We start from the raw sequence: 17,431 nt of genomic DNA, 5'->3' as shown, positions 1-17,431 counted from the left end.
TCCTTAATGAGTCAGGGTTGCCTGGTGGGCCGGATTTTTTTGTGCCGGCGCGGCGGTCGGAAGGTATTGTTGTTCAGCGCTGAGCGCCCACTGCTGATAGCGGCGATAAAGCTGTTCAAAGCGTTGTGCCTGTTCCGGGCGTGGTTGCAACGTGTTTTCAACGGCGCTGGCCATTTTTTGCTGGGCGGTCGGGATATCGACATGCACTTTTGCGGCAACGGCGGCAAAGATGGCGGCACCGAGCGCACAGCACTGATCGGATGCGACAATCTGTAGCGGACGGTTAAGCACGTCGCAGCAGGCCTGCATGATGACCTGGTTTTTGCGTGCGATTCCGCCCAGTGCCATGACGTTGTTGACCGCAATCCCCTGTTCGGTAAAACACTCCATAATGGCACGTGCGCCAAATGCGGTTGCCGCAATCAGGCCGCCAAACAGCGCCGGGGCGTCGGTGGCGAGGTTCAGATCTGTAATGACGCCTTTCAGACGCTGATTAGCGTTTGGCGTGCGGCGACCGTTAAACCAGTCGAGCACTACCGGCAGGTGGTCCAGCGATGGATTATTGGCCCATGCTTCGGTCAGCGCCGGGAGGAGCTGCTTCTGGCTGGCTTTAATCTGATCCTCAAGCTCCGGATGCCGGGCGGCGAGCTGCTCCAGCGGCCAGCCGAGAATGCGGCCAAACCAGGCATAGATATCGCCAAAGGCGGACTGTCCCGCCTCCAGACCAATAAAGTCAGGCACCACGCTGCCGTCGACCTGGCCACAAATACCTTTCACCGCGCGTTCGCCGACGCTGGCTTTGTCGGCAATCAGGATGTCGCAGGTGGAGGTGCCAATGACTTTTACCAGTGCATTTGGCTGCGCTCCCGCCCCCACCGCGCCCATGTGACAGTCGAAGGCACCGCCGGAGATGACCACGCTTTCCGGCAGGCCGAGGCGTTGCGCCCACTCGCTGCACAACGTGCCAACCGGCAGATCGGCGGTGCAGGTATCCGTAAACATGGGATAGTGCAGGTGGCGGTTGATTATGGGGTCGAGTTCATCAAAGAAACTTGCTGGCGGCAGGCCGCCCCAGCTTTCGTGCCACAGGGATTTATGCCCGGCGCTACAGCGACCGCGACGAATATCCTGTGGGCGAGTGGTACCAGAAAGCAGGGCGGGCACCCAGTCGCACAGTTCAATCCAGGAGGCCGCGGCTTGTGCAACGGCGCTGTCCTGACGGGTAACGTGGAGGATTTTCGCCCAGAACCATTCACTGGAGTAGATGCCGCCAATGTAGCGGGAATAATCGATCTTGCCCGGTGTATGGCACAGACGGGTAATCTCTTCCGCCTCTTCCACCGAGGTGTGATCTTTCCACAGAACAAACATCGCATTCGGGTTTTCTGCAAATTCCGGGCGTAGCGCCAGTACGTGACCGTCGGTATCAATGGGGGCTGGCGTGGAGCCGGTACTATCGACGCCGATGCCGACGACATTCGCCCGTTGGTCGGCGCTCAGTTCGGCAAGAACGCTTTTCAGCGCCGCTTCCATGGACTCGATGTAGTCGCGTGGATGATGGCGGAACTGGTTGTTCGGGCCGTCGCAGTAACGACCTTCCTGCCAGCGTGGATACCATTCCACACTGGTGGCGATCTCTTCTCCGGTGGCGCATTCCACCGCCAGAGCTCGCACTGAATCACTGCCAAAATCGAGGCCAATTGCAATCGCCATCGTCTAACTCCATCCAAGAATACGGTATGGAGAAACAGTAGTGAGTGGGGATAAAAAACGTCAGGTCGGATCCGCTAATCTTATGGACTAAAATGCTATGAGGATGCAAAGTGTGACGCCGTGCAAATAATCAATGTGGACATTTCTGCCGTAGTTATAGACACTTTTGTTACCCGTTTTTGTCGCTGCCATTGCTCGTCTTTATTACAGGATGCTTTTCACATGCGGGGTTGGTGGTAGGACATGTCGCACATCGTCCGGGCGCAGGGGTAAAATCAATGCGGCCTCGCGCAATATGGACGATTTGTTTCCTGAACGCACGTCGGGAGTATTGAATTTATGGCTGAAACGCAAAACGATCCCCTGCTGCCTGGTTACTCATTTAACGCCCACCTGGTGGCGGGGTTGACGCCGATTGACGCGAACGGATATCTGGATTTTTTTATCGACCGTCCACTGGGCATGAAGGGTTATATTCTTAATCTCACCATTCGTGGCGAAGGGGTAATCAATAATCAGGGCAAGCAGTTTATCTGTCGACCGGGCGATATCTTGCTGTTTCCGCCTGGAGAGATTCACCACTATGGTCGCCATCCTGACGCCAGTGAGTGGTATCACCAGTGGGTCTACTTCCGTCCACGCGCTTACTGGCAGGAGTGGCTGGCCTGGCCGGCCATCTTTGCTCAGACCGGCTTTTTCCGTCCGGATGAGGTGCATCAACCGCACTTTAATACGCTGTTTGGTCAGATTATCAACGCCGGGCAGGGGGAGGGGCGCTACTCGGAGCTGCTGGCAATAAACTTGCTGGAACAGCTACTCCTGAGACGCATGGAGGCGATCAACGAGTCGCTGCATCCACCGATGGATAACCGTGTGCGCGACGCCTGCCAGTACATCAGCGACCATCTGGCTGACAGCCATTTTGATATTGCCAGTGTGGCGCAGCACGTCTGCCTGTCGCCTTCCCGCCTGTCGCATTTATTCCGCCAGCAGCTGGGGATTAGCGTATTAAGCTGGCGTGAAGATCAGCGAATCAGTCAGGCAAAGCTGCTGCTCAGCACCACGCGGATGCCGATAGCCACCGTCGGGCGCAACGTCGGCTTTGACGATCAGCTCTATTTCTCACGCGTGTTCAAGAAGTGTACCGGTGCCAGCCCGAGCGAGTTCCGTGCGGGATGTGAAGAAAAAGTGAATGATGTATTGGTAAGGTTGTCATAGTCTGTAACTATTCAGAAAATTGACCGCTTGACGAAGCTGGACAAGGTTTGCAGAATCCCTGCTTCGTAAATCTGACGGGCATCTTATGCAAGCACTGCTGGAACACTTTATTCTCCAGTCCGCCATCTACTCGTTGATCGCCGTGGCGCTGGTGGCTTTCCTGGAATCGCTGGCGCTGGTCGGTCTGATTTTACCCGGCACCGTGATGATGGCGGGGCTGGGGGCACTCATTGGCAGTGGTGAACTTAATTTCTGGCATGCATGGCTGGCGGGGATTATCGGTTGCCTGTTGGGGGACTGGATCTCCTTCTGGCTGGGCTGGCGTTTCAAAAGGCCGCTGCACCGCTGGTCCTTCATGAAAAAGAACAAAGCGTTGCTGGATAAAACGGAACATGCGCTGCATCAGCACAGCATGTTCACTATTCTGGTGGGTCGCTTTGTTGGACCGACGCGCCCGCTGGTGCCAATGGTGGCGGGTATGCTGGATCTGCCGGTCGCTAAATTTATCACGCCAAATATTCTTGGTTGCCTGCTCTGGCCGCCGTTTTACTTTCTGCCGGGGATCCTGGCGGGGGCGGCGATTGATATTCCTGCGGGGATGCAGAGCGGGAACTTCAAATGGCTGCTGCTGGCGACGGCGCTGTTGCTGTGGACCGGCGGCTGGCTGTGCTGGCGCTTGTGGCGTAGCAACAAAGCGGGGCAAGATCGCTTAACTCAGTATTTGCCCCGTGGTCGTTTGCTGTGGCTGGCTCCGCTGATGCTGGGGGTGGGAATTGTCGCGCTGGTTGCGCTGATTCGTCATCCGCTGATGCCGGTATATATCGGTATCTTGCAGAAAGTTGTGGGTTACTGATTTTTGATGCCCAGCAGCGCCGAGGCGCTGACATTACCGCTTAATAGTTCAGCCGTTTTTCCCTGCCAGGCAATCCGCCCGTCGGCGACCACGATGGCGCGCGAGGCAATTCGCGCCGCGTCCTCCACGCTGTGCGATACCATCAGCAGCGTCAGCTGCTGATCACGGCAAATGTCACTCACCAGCGTCAGCATCTCCTGCCTTAATGCCGGGTCGAGGGCTGAGAACGGTTCATCCAGCAGCAACACCGGCTGCTCACGCACCAGACAGCGCGCCAGCGCCGCGCGCTGACGCTGGCCGCCGGAAAGCGCTCCCGGCAGGCGTTCCAGCAGGTCATCAATCCCCATTTGTCGCGCGATATGGTGCATTTTCTCTTTCTGAATCGCGTTCAACTTCAATCCTGGATCCAGCCCCAGTGCAATGTTTTGCCGCACGGTCAGATGGCTGAACAGGTTGTTCTCCTGAAAAAGCATCGAAACCGGACGACGCGAAGGTGGTGTCGCGGTGTGATCCTCATTGCCGATCGTCAATGATCCGCTGACCGGGGCAAGGAAACCGGCGATCAGGTTTAACAGTGTGCTTTTCCCGGCGCCGCTGGGACCAAGAACCGCCACCTGTTCGCCGCGTTCTACGGACAACGTAAAGCGCATCGGCAAATGGTTGTACAGCCAGGTGATATCAGTCAGTGTTAGCATTTCGCCCCGGAAGCTTTTCAATAATGGTAAACAGCATAAAACAGAGCAGCAGCAACAGCAGCGCCGTTACCGCGCCATCCTGACTGCGGTAAGAGCCGATTTGCTGATACAGATAAAACGGCAGCGTGCGGAAATCATCATTGCCGAACAGTGCCACCACGCCAAAATCGCCGATAGAGAGCACGCAGGCAAAGGCCAGCGCCTGCGCCAGAGGACGCTTCAGCGCGCGCAGCTCCACCACTTTCATTCGCGACCAGCCTTCAATACCCAACGACTGACACAGCATACCGTAGCGTGCGGTGATATCACGCATTGGGTTTTCCAGCACTTTTAGCGCGTAAGGAATAGCCATCAGGGCGTTGGTGAAAATCACGATGCCGTCGGCAGATTCCGGTAATCCAGTACTGTTGTTCAGCAGCAGGAAGAAGCCGGTCGCCAGCACAATGCCCGGCATGGCGAGTATTAACATTCCGCTGAGTTCCAGCGCCTGCCCCGCCAGCATCCGCTGCCGTGCGCGCAGTTCCCGACTGCTCCACAACAGCATCATCGTCAGAACGACACACAGCAGTCCGGCGGCAAGCGCAATGCGCAGTGACGTCCACAGCGCCTGCCAGAGGACTGGCTGAACAAGCACCTCCGGCAGCTGGTGGTTAATACCGTCAACAACGACCGCCAGCAGCGGCGGTAACAACAGCAGGAGCGCCAGCACGATCAACAGCGTATCGGCCAGGCGGCTGTGCAGACGGTCATCCGGATCGCGCCAGCCCTGAACCAGCGTGGCGCCGGGGGCAATGGCGCGGCTCAGACGTTGGCTGAGCAGCACCAGCGCAAGGCAGCACACCATCTGAATCAGCGCCAGCATTGCGGCGCGGGCAGGATCGTAATCGAAGTTCAACGCCTGATAAATCGCCAGCTCTATGGTTGTGGCCTGCGGCCCACCCCCCAGGGAGAGCACGGTGGCAAAACTGGCGAAACAGAGCATAAAGATGAGCGCCGCGACGGGAGGAATCTGCCGACGCAGCCAGGGCCACTCAACGAAACGGAAGAAATTCCAGCCGCGCAGACCCAGCTGTGCGGCAAGCTGGCGCTGCTCGCCGGGAATATTTTCCAGCGACTGTAATAATAAGCGGCTCGCCATCGGCAGGTTAAAAAAGACGTGAGCCAGCAGAATGCCCTGCAACCCATAAGGGGAAAAACGCCATTCCAGCCCCAGCGTCTGCCAGAGCGAGGCCAGCCAGCCCTGGCGACCGTAGACGCTCAGAATGCCGAACACGGCAACCAGCACCGGGAGGATCAGCGTCATGGCGCACAGACGCAGCAATGCCTGTCGTCCAGGAAAGCGTCGTCGGTAGAGCGCCCGGGCGAGGAAAATCGCCGGAACCACGGAAAGCGCCGCCGACAAAAAAGCCTGCCAGAAGGAAAAACGCACCACGTGCCACAGGTAGCTATCCTGCCAGATGGCGGACCACTCTCCCTGCGGCGCGTTAAGCCATAGCGCCAGAAAAGCCGCCAGGGCGACGGCCACCATTAATGTGGCAGCACAGAGTCCGGGTATCAGCCAGCCGGGAATTAACGGCTGACGGCGCGTTGCCATTCACTAATCCAGGACTGACGCCGGGAGGCCACTTCTGCCGGGGTAAACTCCAGCGTGGCGGCAGGTTGGGCTAACGGTTCGAAACCCGCAGGCAAGGGGACATGGGTCACCGGATACATCCAGTTGCCGGTTGGGATGGCGTTCTGGAATGCCGGAGAGATTACAAACTGGAGGAATTTTTCTGCGAGCACAGGCTGCTTACTGGCAGCGGTACGGGCCGCCACTTCCACCTGTAGATAATGGCCTTCACTGAAGTTTGCGGCAGCGTAGTTATCTTTCTTCTCTTCGATGATGTGATACGCCGGAGAGGTGGTATAGCTCAGCACCAGATCGCTTTCACCTTTCAGGAACAGACCATAGGCTTCGCTCCAGCCTTTGGTGACGGTGACGGTTTTTGCCGCCAGTTTTTGCCAGGCCTCCGCTGACTTATCGCCATAAACTTTTTGCATCCACAGCAGCAGCCCCAGACCCGGCGTGCTGGTACGCGGATCTTCATAGATGACGCGCCATTTTTCCGGGCTTTCCACCAGCTCTTGCAGACTCTTCGGCGGGTTTTTCAGCTTGTTTTTATCGTAGACGAAGGCGAAATAGCCGTAATCAAAGGGGACGAAGGTGTCGTTGTTCCAGCCGCCGGGGACGTTAACGGCGTCGTTCGCCACACCGCTTTTGGCAAACAGCTTAGTTTGCGTGGCGGCTTCCAGCAGATTGTTATCCAGCCCCAGAACCACATCGGCTTTGCTGTTTTTCCCCTCCATGCGCAGACGGTTGAGCAGAGAAACGCCATCTTCCAGCGCCACCAGCTTTAGCTCGCAGTCGCAGTCGGCTTCAAAGGCTTTCTTGATGGTCGGTCCGGGGCCCCAGTCAGCGGCGAAGGAGTCGTAGGTATAAACGGTGAGTACCGGTTTGGCGAAGACCGGCGCTGCGCACAGGAGTAGCAGGGGAAGATATCTGTTTAACACTTTGCACCTCAATACGTTTGGGTGGCAAAGGATTTTGAGCTATAGCCTCAAATCCCTTCGCCGGCATTATCCGGATCAGGTTCGACGGGTATCTCTCAGCCCATACACGTCATCCATTCACGCTGCCTCTGTGTTAGCTGCGTTACTCGGCCCATCCCCGGGCCTCGCCCCTTCGGGGCCGCTGCAAGCAGCGTTCAAATCTGCTCCCGGCAGATTTGTCGCTCACCCCAGTCACATAGTTATCTATGCTGCTGGGGACTCACTCGCTTGCCGCCTTGAGGCATCATGAATGATTTTGTGTATGTTTTTTTATTTGGCACCCCGTTGAGAACGGCGTTAGTGTAATGATTTTGTTGCTATGCGGCAATCAAGAGGCAAGGCTCTATGGATCTGGCGGCGCAAACCACGCAGATTTAAAGTCGAACCAGCCCAGCGTGTTCATGCGCAGCCCGCGCATACTGCGCTGCCCCTGGATGATCAGCCAGTGGTGGATCAACGGAACGATCGCTTTACTGGCAAGTAATTGCTGACACCATGCCGCGAGGTTCATTTCGCCGGTACGCCAACGGGCAGCATCGGTTTCCCAGTCCCGTGGAATACAGTTTTGCAGCAGGGGGACTTCGCATAAATGGGCGAACAGTGAGAAGTCGAGCGGAAGAGTAAAGTTGGCGCTGTTGAGCCAGATATCGCTCTCGATTTCACCGGCATACCACTCATCGTAGCTAATTTCCTGAATTTCCAGCGTTACCTGATGTTTCGCCAACAGTTGACTCATAATCTGCGCGATAATCCGGTGTTCAATGTGATCGTGATAGTAAGTGAGGGTCAGGGTTTCCAGTCCGGCAGGCTTTTCTCCCTGACCCGGGCGGGCATGATGCCAGCGAGGTAACAACCCGTAAGCCGGAAACCAGTGCCGCTGATACTGCTCGTCGGCAAAGTAGAGCAGATTACTGGGAGAAAGCACGCGGCTTACCCACTCTCTGACTTCCTGATTTCCTCCGCGATGAGTCCGGGCGTCAAAAAGCAGGTAATAGCAGCCCTCTTCCAGTCGGCTTTCAATCGCTTTTTCATCGTCAGTGGGACCTTTCAGCGTTAAACCACCGTTCGGCTCGTCGCCAATATCCGGAAGCACCCAGACATTCACTTCATCAATCAGCGCCCGGTAGCCGAAGAAATCATCAAAGGCATGAATCTTTAGTTGATTACGCGTATTTCGCATCACCGCATAGGGGCCGGTACCAATTGGCTGGCTGGCGAAATTACTCAGCGTTTCCCATTCTCGCGGCAGGATCATCGCCGGAACCTGCCCAAGCAACAGCGGCAGCCAGCGGTCTGGTTGCGACAGATGGATATCCAGCGTCCAGGCGGTGGGAGAGACGATCCGGGTGATATGCGAGTAGAGCGGAAGGGCATTAATTCGCGTGAGCGAGGCAATGACATCTTCCATCTCCAGCTCGCGACCGTGGTGAAAATGAATGCCTGGACGCAGAAAAAATCGCCATTGCAAAGGTGAAATCTGCTGCCAGTGGTGGGCGATATCGGCTTCCAGTTCCCCATTTTCCTCATTTATGCGGGTCAGGGCGCTGAAGATTTGTCGGGCGATATGGGTTTCTGAACGGCGCAGCGCCGTTCCCGGCAGCAGGTTTTGCATTGGCCGGTAGTAGAGGACGCGCAGGATATGTCGCCCCTGGCGGAAGCTGCGTCCCAGATGAGAAACCAGCATCTGCCGGACGGCGGTTTTATCGCCAACCAGCTGTACCAGCTGATCGATACGATCCTGCTCCAGCAGGTCTTCCGCCCGCTGTTGCTGTAACGCCAGACCGGTATAAAGGAAGGTCAGGCGTGAACGTTTTCCGCGACCTACTTCGGCCTCCCATGTCAGCCAGCCGCGCTCCTGCATGGTGTTAAGCAGGGTGCGCATATGGCGACGGGAGCAGCTCAGCAGTTCCGCCAGTTCGTTCAGCGTCGTGTCCTGTGTTTTACCGTCGCAGCACTGCCAAAGACGGATGAACTGTTGTTGCAAACGGCCTGAAGACATAAAAGGGGAACTCCTGCGGAAAACTCAGCAATTTTATAATCCCTATATTAAGCCAATAATAGAATCCGATGAAGCGAAGAGGTGAATATGAAGAGGTCATCTATGCGTCAGTTTTACTTGCAGTACTTTACCGCGATCCAGAAAGGGTCCTGGTTGGCTTGCCTGAGCGTACCGCAACGCTTAAAGATGCTCGAAGAACTGATGCAGTGGGAGGTGACAGCCTGACCTCGGATTTCCGACTTGCAGACATCATGTGTGACTGAGTATTGGTGCTGGCTGTATCCTGCCATTATCCCTGAGCGTTGATGCCAGGTATAATGGCAGGATACAGCCTCGATTCACCCGCCAGCAGATTATTTCTGCTGGCTTTTTTCGTTTCAGCTGCGCTTAAGGAACTGGTAATGCTCTGGATTATGACGATGGGACGACGCCTTAACGGTGTTTACGCGGCATTTATGCTGGTCGCTTTTATGATGGGCGTTGCCGGTGCGCTCCAGGCGCCGACGCTAAGCCTGTTTCTCAGCAGGGAGGTGGGGGCGCAGCCGTTCTGGGTTGGGCTATTTTATACCGTTAACGCCATCGCCGGGATTCTGGTCAGCCTTACGCTCGCCAGACGTTCGGACAGCCGGGGCGATCGCCGTAAGCTCATTATGTTTTGCTGCCTGATGGCGATTGGCAACGCGCTGCTGTTTGCCTTTAATCGTCATTATTTAACCCTGATTACCTGTGGCGTTTTGCTGGCGTCGCTGGCGAACACGGCGATGCCGCAGCTGTTTGCGCTGGCGCGGGAGTATGCCGATAACTCGGCGCGTGAAGTGGTGATGTTCAGTTCCGTCATGCGTGCGCAGCTTTCACTGGCGTGGGTGATTGGCCCGCCTCTGGCCTTTATGCTGGCGCTGAACTACGGTTTTACGGTGATGTTTTCCATTGCCGCCGCCATTTTCGCTATCAGTTTGCTATTGATTACCTTCATCCTGCCATCGGTGGCGCGGGTCGAACAGCCGGCTGACGTGCCCGTTACGCAGGTTAGCGGCTGGCAAGATAAAAACGTGCGTATGCTGTTTATCGCTTCCACGCTGATGTGGACCTGCAACACCATGTACATCATCGATATGCCGCTATGGATTAGCGTGGATCTGGGGCTGCCGGACAAGCTCGCCGGTATCCTGATGGGGACCGCGGCAGGGCTGGAAATTCCGGCAATGATACTGGCGGGTTACTACGTAAAACGATTCGGTAAGCGCCGGATGATGGTCGCCGCCGTTGCCGCAGGCGTGCTGTTTTATCTCGGTCTGATTTTCTTTCACAGCCGGACGGCGCTGTTGGTTTTGCAGCTGTTCAATGCGGTGTTTATCGGCATTATCGCCGGGATCGGCATGTTATGGTTTCAGGATCTGATGCCGGGCAGGGCCGGTTCGGCGACAACGTTGTTTACCAACAGCATTTCGACTGGCGTGATTCTGGCCGGGGTGATTCAGGGGGCGATCGCGCAAAGCTACGGACACTTTGCCGTTTACTGGGTAATTGCGGCAATTTCTGTGGTGACGCTGGTGATGACCGGACGGGTGACGGAGGCATAAAGCCGAATGGCGCTTTTGCGTCACCATCCGGCATGCTGAGAATCAGCGTATAAACGCCGGTTGTTTATCTTCGTATGCGGCAATGGCGTCTTCGTGTTGCAGCGTCAGGCCGATGCTGTCCAGACCGTTGATCATGCAGTGACGGCGAAAATCATCGATGACGAAGGCGTAAGGCTTTTCTCCCGCTTTCACTACCTGCGCCTGCAGATCCACTTCAAAGCGAATGCCCGGATTCGCCTGCACCTGTTTGAACAACTCATCCACTTCTTCTTCGCTCAGCTTCACCGGCAGCAGTTGGTTGTTAAAGCTGTTGCCGTAGAAGATATCCGCGAAGCTCGGCGCAATCACCACTTTAAAGCCATAATCGGTCAGCGCCCACGGCGCGTGTTCACGCGAAGAACCACAGCCAAAGTTTTCCCGCGCCAGCAGAATCGACGCGCCTTTATACTCGGGAAAATTCAGTACAAACTCCGGATTAGGTTGTTGGCCCTTTTCATCCAGAAAGCGCCAGTCGTTAAACAGATGTGCGCCAAAACCTGTACGGGTGACCTTCTGTAAAAACTGCTTGGGAATAATCGCGTCAGTATCAACGTTAGCGGCATCCAGGGGGACAACCAGGCCTGTATGTTGGGTAAATTTCTCTGCCATAGTGGTTCTCCTTATTTGATACTGCGAATGTCGGCAAAATGACCGCTGACGGCGGCGGCGGCGGCCATCGCCGGGCTTACCAGATGAGTACGCCCGCCGCGACCCTGACGACCTTCAAAGTTACGATTGCTGGTGGAGGCACAACGTTCACCTGGGTTCAGCCGGTCATTGTTCATTGCCAGACACATGGAGCAACCCGGCAGACGCCACTCAAAGCCGGCTTCAATAAAGATCTTATCCAGCCCTTCCGCCTCTGCCTGTGCTTTTACCGGACCAGAACCGGGAACAACCAGCGCCTGTACGCCCGGAGCGACTTTACGTCCTTTCGCAACCTCTGCGGCGGCGCGCAAATCTTCAATGCGCGAGTTGGTGCAGGAACCAATAAAGACTTTATCGACAGCCACTTCGGTCAGTGGAATACCCGGTTTTAAGCCCATATAAGCCAACGCTTTCTCAACCGATGCGCGCTCTACCGGATCGGCAAAGGATGCCGGATCGGGGATGTTGTCATTGACGGCGATCACCTGGCCTGGGTTGGTGCCCCAGGTTACCTGCGGTGCAATCTCTTCGGCCTGCAGGGTCACAACGCTATCGAATATGGCACCGTCGTCGGTCTTCAGGGTTTTCCAGTATTCGACGGCATCGTCAAAATCTTTGCCTTTCGGGGCGTGCAAACGACCGTTCACATAGTTAAACGTGGTTTCGTCCGGTGCGACCAGACCGGCTTTTGCCCCCATCTCGATCGCCATGTTGCACAGGGTCATACGACCTTCCATGCTCAGGGCGCGAATCGCATCGCCGCAAAACTCCACTACGTGGCCGGTACCGCCTGCGCTGCCGGTTTTACCGATAATCGCCAGTACAATATCTTTGGCAGTAATACCCGGTGCGGCGGTGCCTTTCACTTCAATCTTCATGGTTTTCGCACGACCCTGCTTCAGGGTTTGCGTTGCCAGCACGTGCTCAACTTCGGAAGTCCCGATGCCAAACGCCAGCGCGCCAAACGCGCCGTGGGTGGCGGTGTGCGAGTCGCCGCAGACGATAGTCATACCCGGCAACGTGACGCCTTGCTCTGGTCCCATCACGTGGACGATCCCCTGATACGGGTGGTTCAGGTCGTACAATTCCACGCCGAACTCATTGCAGTTTTTAATCAACTCCTGCATCTGAATACGTGCCATCTCGCCGGACGCGTTGATGTCTTTGGTTTGCGTGGAGACGTTATGGTCCATTGTCGCAAAGGTTTTGCCCGGCTGGCGTACCGGACGGCCGTGTGCGCGCAGACCGTCAAACGCCTGCGGAGAGGTCACTTCGTGTACCAGATGTCTGTCGATATACAACAGTGGGGTTTCGTTTTGCGCTTCATAAACCACGTGCGCGTCAAATAATTTCTCGTATAACGTTTTAGCCATGATTACACCCCTTGCGCAACGTAGCGGGCAATGATATCGCCCATTTCATCGGTACTGACTGCAGCAGCGCCACGGGCTAAATCACCCGTGCGGATACCCTCTTCTAATGCCTGATTAACCGCGCTTTCAATTGCGCTGGCAGCTTCATTGGCGTCCAGGCTGTAGCGTAACAGCAGCGCCAGCGACAGGATCTGCGCTATCGGGTTGGCAATGTTTTTACCTGCGATATCCGGAGCGGAACCGCCAGCGGGCTCATACAGGCCAAAACCCTGCTCATTCAGACTGGCTGAAGGCAGCATACCCATTGAACCGGTAATCATGGCGCACTCGTCAGACAGGATGTCGCCAAACAGGTTAGAGCAGAGCAACACATCAAACTGAGAAGGATCTTTGATCAGCTGCATGGTGGCATTGTCGATGTACATGTGTGCCAGCTCAACGTCCGGATACGCTTTGGCGACCTCGTTAACAATTTCGCGCCACAGAATGGACGTTTGCAGCACGTTAGCTTTATCCACCGAAGTGACTTTGCGGCGGCGCTTGCGTGCCGACTCAAAGGCGATACGCGCGATACGTTCGATTTCAAAACGGTGATAGACCTCGGTATCAAACGCTTTTTCATGTTGACCACTGCCTTCGCGGCCTTTGGGTTGCCCGAAGTAGATCCCCCCCGTCAGTTCACGTACGCACAGGATGTCAAAACCATTGGCGGCGATGTCGGCACGCAGTGGGCAAAAAGCTTCCAGGCCCTGGTACAGCTTTGCCGGACGCAGGTTGCTGAATAATTTGAAATGTTTACGCAGTGGTAACAGCGCACCGCGCTCTGGCTGCTGGTCTGGCGGCAGATGTTCCCATTTTGGGCCGCCGACGGAGCCAAACAGAACGGCATCAGCCTGCTCGCAGCCTTCAATCGTGGCCTTCGGCAGCGGCTGACCGTGGTTGTCGATGGCGGCGCCGCCTACATCGTAATGGCTGGTGGTAATGCGCATATCAAAACGTTGGCGAATTGAGTCCAGTACTTTCAGGGCCTGCGCCATGACTTCCGGACCAATACCGTCGCCCGGCAAAACAGCAATATGGTAATTCTTCGACATTACACGGTTTCCTTGTTGTTCTCGTTATTCTGAGCTTTGCGTTGCAACTCTTTTTCGACTTCTGCAGCACGCCAGATATTATTCAGGACATGCACCATTGCTTTGGCGGACGATTCGACAATGTCTGTGGCCAGACCGACACCGTGGAAACGACGACCGTGATAGTTAGCGACGATATCGACCTGACCCAGCGCATCTTTACCATGACCTTTTGCCGTCAGGCTGTATTTCACCAGTTCAACGTGATAATCGGTAATTCGGTTGATGGCCTGATAGATGGCATCAACAGGGCCGTTACCGTTTGCGGCTTCCGCTTTGACATCGTCACCACAGACCAGCTTAACGGCGGCCGTAGCGATATCATTAGAGCCTGACTGAACGCTAAAGTAATCCAGACGGAAATGCTCTGGCTCTTCCTGCTGTTTATTAATGAACGCCAGCGCTTCCAGGTCGTAGTCAAATACCTGACCTTTTTTATCCGCCAGCTTCAGGAATGCGTCATACAGATTGTCCAGGCTGTATTCGCTCTCTTTATAGCCCATCTCATCCATACGGTGTTTTACCGCCGCACGTCCGGAACGGGAGGTCAGATTTAACTGCACCTGGTTCAGACCGATAGACTCCGGGGTCATGATTTCGTAGTTCTCGCGATTCTTCAGCACGCCATCCTGATGAATGCCGGAGGAGTGGGCAAACGCGCCGCTTCCGACAATCGCTTTGTTTGCCGGTATGGGCATATTGCAGATTTGGCTGACTAACTGGCTGGTGCGCCAGATCTCCTGGTGATTGATGCGGGTATCGACGTTCAGGATATCCTTGCGTACTTTGATCGCCATGATCACTTCTTCCAGCGAACAGTTACCGGCACGTTCACCGATGCCGTTCATTGCGCCTTCGACCTGGCGCGCCCCGGCATGCACCGCAGCCAGGGCGTTACCGACACCCAGACCTAAATCATCATGGGTGTGTACGGAAATGATTGCTTTGTCGATATTCGGAACTCGTTCATACAGACCGGAAATGATTCCACCAAACTCGAAGGGCATGGTATAGCCGACGGTATCGGGAATATTGATGGTTTTTGCTCCGGCATTAATCGCTGCTTCTACCACTCGCGCCAGGTCGGCTATTGGGGTGCGACCCGCATCTTCGCATGAGAACTCCACGTCATCGGTGTAATTACGTGCACGCTTAACCATGTAGATAGCACGTTCAATCACTTCATCCAGCGTACTACGCAATTTGGTGGCGATATGCATCGGCGAGGTGGCAATAAAAGTGTGAATACGGAATGCTTCTGCGACTTTCAGCGACTCAGCCGCCACATCGATATCCTTCTCCACACAGCGGGCCAGCGCGCAGACGCGGCTGTTTTTAACCTGGCGGGCGATAGTCTGTACAGATTCAAAGTCACCCGGTGAAGAGACAGGGAAACCGACCTCCATCACGTCAACCCCCATACGCTCAAGGGCCAGGGCAATCTGCAGCTTTTCTTTCACACTCAGACTTGCCTGTAATGCCTGTTCACCGTCGCGTAAGGTGGTATCGAAAATAATGACTTGCTGGCTCATGGTTTAGGTCCTTGGTCTTTAGGGCGCCTTGCTTCGAGCATAAAAAAACCCGCGCAACGGCGCGGGTTTTTATGTTGACTCTGTGCTGACTTAATGCTGAATGCCGCTCACGAGTCTACCGCGCAACGAGGATGCGGTTAGTAGTAGTAGACCGTTAAAGTGAGCGATACGAATCATTAATCAACTCCAGGCGAATGCGATAGGCTTTTAGTGGTACTGGATACGATGGCGGATGTCAACCCCGGCAGGCTGAAATCCCCTCGCTTATGGCGGTGTAATTGCTCAGTTCATTAGCTAATTGTGCTGAACTTTGCGATTAATACAAAATTAATATTTTTACGGGTAAACATATTTTTCATCTTTTGACATATTTAGGTATCAATTTTTGCACTTACCGATGGAAAGTCCTAAAAAGGACAATTGAGATAATAGAGTTATCTTTATGATTTGCTTATAGTTATAATTGTAGTGAATTAATTAATTTTCACTTAAATTATATTTTTGATAAATTAATGTTAAGGGTTAATGTTTTATTAATATAAATTTTTAATTAAAATTGTTTTTGTTATTCGTTTGCTGGATGATTGTTTATTCACTTGGCTTATGTTTATATTGCTGAAGTATTTTAGACATTATGAATAGACCTGTTGTGACGTAACCACATTGCATGAATGCCGAATTTTCATTCTCTGGAACCGGTATCTTTATGTTTTCCTAATTTTTGTATTTTCTCTTTTTCTTATTTTATATGCATGGTAAATCATATTTTCAGCAGTTATTTCTGCATTCCTGCAAGAGAAAGGGAGTTCAGCGTGAAAGTGGAGTTAAGTATGCCAGAGCTAAAATTAGATAAGCCAAATCCTAATCTTGTGGATATGGGTAAACCGCAACTTCGCATGGTTGATTTGAATTTATTGACCGTTTTTGATGCGGTAATGCAAGAACAGAATATCACGCGCGCGGCGCATACTTTGGGCATGTCTCAGCCTGCGGTAAGTAACGCGGTCGCGCGCCTGAAAATTATGTTTAACGACGAACTGTTCGTTCGCTATGGACGAGGGATCCAACCGACCGCGCGCGCTTTTCAGCTATTTGGCTCCGTTCGTCAGGCACTGCAATTGGTGCAAAATGAATTGCCGGGGTCCGGGTTTGAACCTGCCAGTAGCGAGCGTGTATTTAATCTTTGCGTTTGCAGTCCACTGGACAATGTCCTGACTTCGTTGATTTATAATCGAGTAGAGCAAATCGCGCCAAATATTCATGTTGTATTTAAGTCATCCTTAAATCAGAACACTGAACATCAGCTACGTTACCAGGAAACGGAGTTTGTCATCAGTTACGAAGAATTCCGTCGTCCGGAATTTACCAGTGTTCCCTTGTTTAAAGATGAAATGGTTTTAGTGGCAAGCAGAAAACATCCGCGTATCAGCGGGCCTCTGCTGGAAAGCGACGTTTATAATGAACAGCATGCGGTAGTGTCACTCGATCGCTATGCGTCATTTAGTCAGCACTGGTATGACACGCCAGATAAACAATCCAGCGTTGCCTATCAGGGAATGGCATTAATCAGCGTACTTAATGTGGTTTCTCAGACGCAGCTGGTTTCTATTGCTCCACGTTGGTTGGCAGAAGAGTTTGCCGATTCTCTGGAACTGCAGGTATTGCCGTTGCCTTTAAAACTCAACAGCAGAACGTGTTACCTCTCCTGGCATGATGCGGCTGGTCGGGATAAAGGTCATCAGTGGATGGAAGAGCTATTAGTATCAGTCTGTAAACGCTGAGTATCGGGCAGAGTAAATCAGATCTTTGAATTTGGTTTATTCTGCTGTTGTTTGTTTATCTGGCATTTTATTCTAAATTGAGCCGATGCGGTGCCGCCGGATAGGCTAAAAAATAGATGAATTCCTGTAACTCTGCATTTTCATGCGATTAATTATCACCACGTTTATCCATTCTGGTTTTTTTCACCATTTCTTTGCGGCTTTCCTCCTTTTTCTACTTATTTCTTCCTGATTGACGCTGTCTGTCCGAATTGCCTGAGGTCTGGCGAGCGGTT

The 17,431-nt window shown here is 53.9% G+C and carries 15 protein-coding genes; 5 read left to right on the top strand and 10 right to left on the bottom strand.

Going from position 1 to position 17,431, the window contains the following annotated elements; translation table 11 throughout:
* Window positions 1-3: 3 nt before the first annotated feature.
* A complete protein-coding gene (gene araB, locus C3432_RS18490; protein ID WP_103778023.1) occupies window positions 4-1,713 on the bottom strand; it encodes a ribulokinase in 1,710 nt (569 codons plus the stop codon).
* 339 nt (window positions 1,714-2,052) lie between these two features.
* Between araB and araC the strand changes: the two genes are divergently transcribed.
* Together araC and C3432_RS18480 are read left to right on the top strand one after the other, a co-directional pair.
* Window positions 2,053-2,931 carry an arabinose operon transcriptional regulator AraC gene (araC, locus tag C3432_RS18485; RefSeq protein ID WP_103778022.1) on the top strand — a complete coding sequence of 293 codons (879 nt, stop codon included), beginning with the start codon at window positions 2,053-2,055 and terminating at the stop codon, window positions 2,929-2,931.
* An 85-nt stretch (window positions 2,932-3,016) separates the two neighbouring features.
* Window positions 3,017-3,784: a DedA family protein gene (locus tag C3432_RS18480; RefSeq protein ID WP_103778021.1), complete on the top strand. Its 768-nt coding sequence runs from the start codon at window positions 3,017-3,019 to the stop codon at window positions 3,782-3,784.
* Here the strand turns inward: C3432_RS18480 and thiQ are convergent.
* From thiQ to sgrR, 4 genes are all read right to left on the bottom strand, one after another.
* Window positions 3,778-4,479 carry a thiamine ABC transporter ATP-binding protein ThiQ gene (gene thiQ / locus C3432_RS18475; RefSeq protein WP_103778020.1) on the bottom strand — a complete coding sequence of 234 codons (702 nt, stop codon included), beginning with the start codon at window positions 4,477-4,479 and terminating at the stop codon, window positions 3,778-3,780. The two genes, C3432_RS18480 and thiQ, sit on opposite strands and share 7 nt — an antisense overlap.
* On the bottom strand, window positions 4,463-6,073 hold the full coding sequence (gene thiP, locus C3432_RS18470) for a thiamine/thiamine pyrophosphate ABC transporter permease ThiP (protein ID WP_103778019.1): 1,611 nt from the start codon (window positions 6,071-6,073) through the stop codon (window positions 4,463-4,465). Before thiP ends, thiQ begins: the two co-directional genes overlap by 17 nt.
* A complete protein-coding gene (gene thiB, locus C3432_RS18465; RefSeq protein ID WP_103778018.1) occupies window positions 6,049-7,032 on the bottom strand; it encodes a thiamine ABC transporter substrate binding subunit in 984 nt (327 codons plus the stop codon). The genes thiP and thiB overlap by 25 nt, the downstream gene beginning before the upstream one ends.
* 382 nt (window positions 7,033-7,414) lie before the next feature.
* Window positions 7,415-9,070 (bottom strand): HTH-type transcriptional regulator SgrR, encoded by a 1,656-nt coding sequence (gene sgrR / locus C3432_RS18460; protein WP_103778017.1) that lies wholly within the window; start codon window positions 9,068-9,070, stop codon window positions 7,415-7,417.
* Between the two features lie 102 nt (window positions 9,071-9,172).
* On the opposite strand from sgrR, the gene sgrT reads away from it, so the two are divergent.
* Window positions 9,173-9,295, top strand: coding sequence for a glucose uptake inhibitor SgrT (sgrT, locus tag C3432_RS18455; RefSeq protein ID WP_103778016.1), 123 nt, complete (start codon window positions 9,173-9,175; stop codon window positions 9,293-9,295).
* Between the two features lie 176 nt (window positions 9,296-9,471).
* Window positions 9,472-10,650: a sugar efflux transporter gene (locus C3432_RS18450; protein WP_103778276.1), complete on the top strand. Its 1,179-nt coding sequence runs from the start codon at window positions 9,472-9,474 to the stop codon at window positions 10,648-10,650.
* 42 nt (window positions 10,651-10,692) lie between these two features.
* On the opposite strand, the gene leuD is transcribed toward C3432_RS18450, so the two are convergent.
* The 5 genes from leuD to leuL form a co-directional block, all read right to left on the bottom strand.
* The gene (leuD, locus tag C3432_RS18445) at window positions 10,693-11,298 is read right to left on the bottom strand and encodes a 3-isopropylmalate dehydratase small subunit (protein WP_103778015.1); all 606 of its coding nucleotides are present in this window, start codon (window positions 11,296-11,298) and stop codon (window positions 10,693-10,695) included.
* Window positions 11,299-11,309: 11 nt separating this feature from the next.
* A complete protein-coding gene (gene leuC, locus C3432_RS18440; protein WP_103778014.1) occupies window positions 11,310-12,710 on the bottom strand; it encodes a 3-isopropylmalate dehydratase large subunit in 1,401 nt (466 codons plus the stop codon).
* Window positions 12,711-12,712: 2 nt separating this feature from the next.
* Complete coding sequence (leuB, locus tag C3432_RS18435; protein WP_103778013.1) at window positions 12,713-13,804, bottom strand: 3-isopropylmalate dehydrogenase; 1,092 nt, start codon at window positions 13,802-13,804, stop codon at window positions 12,713-12,715.
* The gene (gene leuA, locus C3432_RS18430; RefSeq protein ID WP_103778012.1) at window positions 13,804-15,375 is read right to left on the bottom strand and encodes a 2-isopropylmalate synthase; all 1,572 of its coding nucleotides are present in this window, start codon (window positions 15,373-15,375) and stop codon (window positions 13,804-13,806) included. Before leuA ends, leuB begins: the two co-directional genes overlap by 1 nt.
* A 90-nt stretch (window positions 15,376-15,465) precedes the next feature.
* On the bottom strand, window positions 15,466-15,552 hold the full coding sequence (leuL, locus tag C3432_RS28390) for a leu operon leader peptide (protein ID WP_103778011.1): 87 nt from the start codon (window positions 15,550-15,552) through the stop codon (window positions 15,466-15,468).
* A gap of 653 nt (window positions 15,553-16,205) precedes the next feature.
* On the opposite strand from leuL, the gene leuO reads away from it, so the two are divergent.
* The gene (gene leuO / locus C3432_RS18420) at window positions 16,206-17,156 is read left to right on the top strand and encodes a transcriptional regulator LeuO (protein ID WP_103778010.1); all 951 of its coding nucleotides are present in this window, start codon (window positions 16,206-16,208) and stop codon (window positions 17,154-17,156) included.
* Window positions 17,157-17,431: the final 275 nt, after the last annotated feature.

It is taken from the genome of Citrobacter amalonaticus (assembly GCF_002918555.1).
Lineage (GTDB): Bacteria > Pseudomonadota > Gammaproteobacteria > Enterobacterales > Enterobacteriaceae > Citrobacter_C > Citrobacter_C amalonaticus_A.
This window is presented reverse-complemented; position numbering and strand designations above follow the sequence as displayed.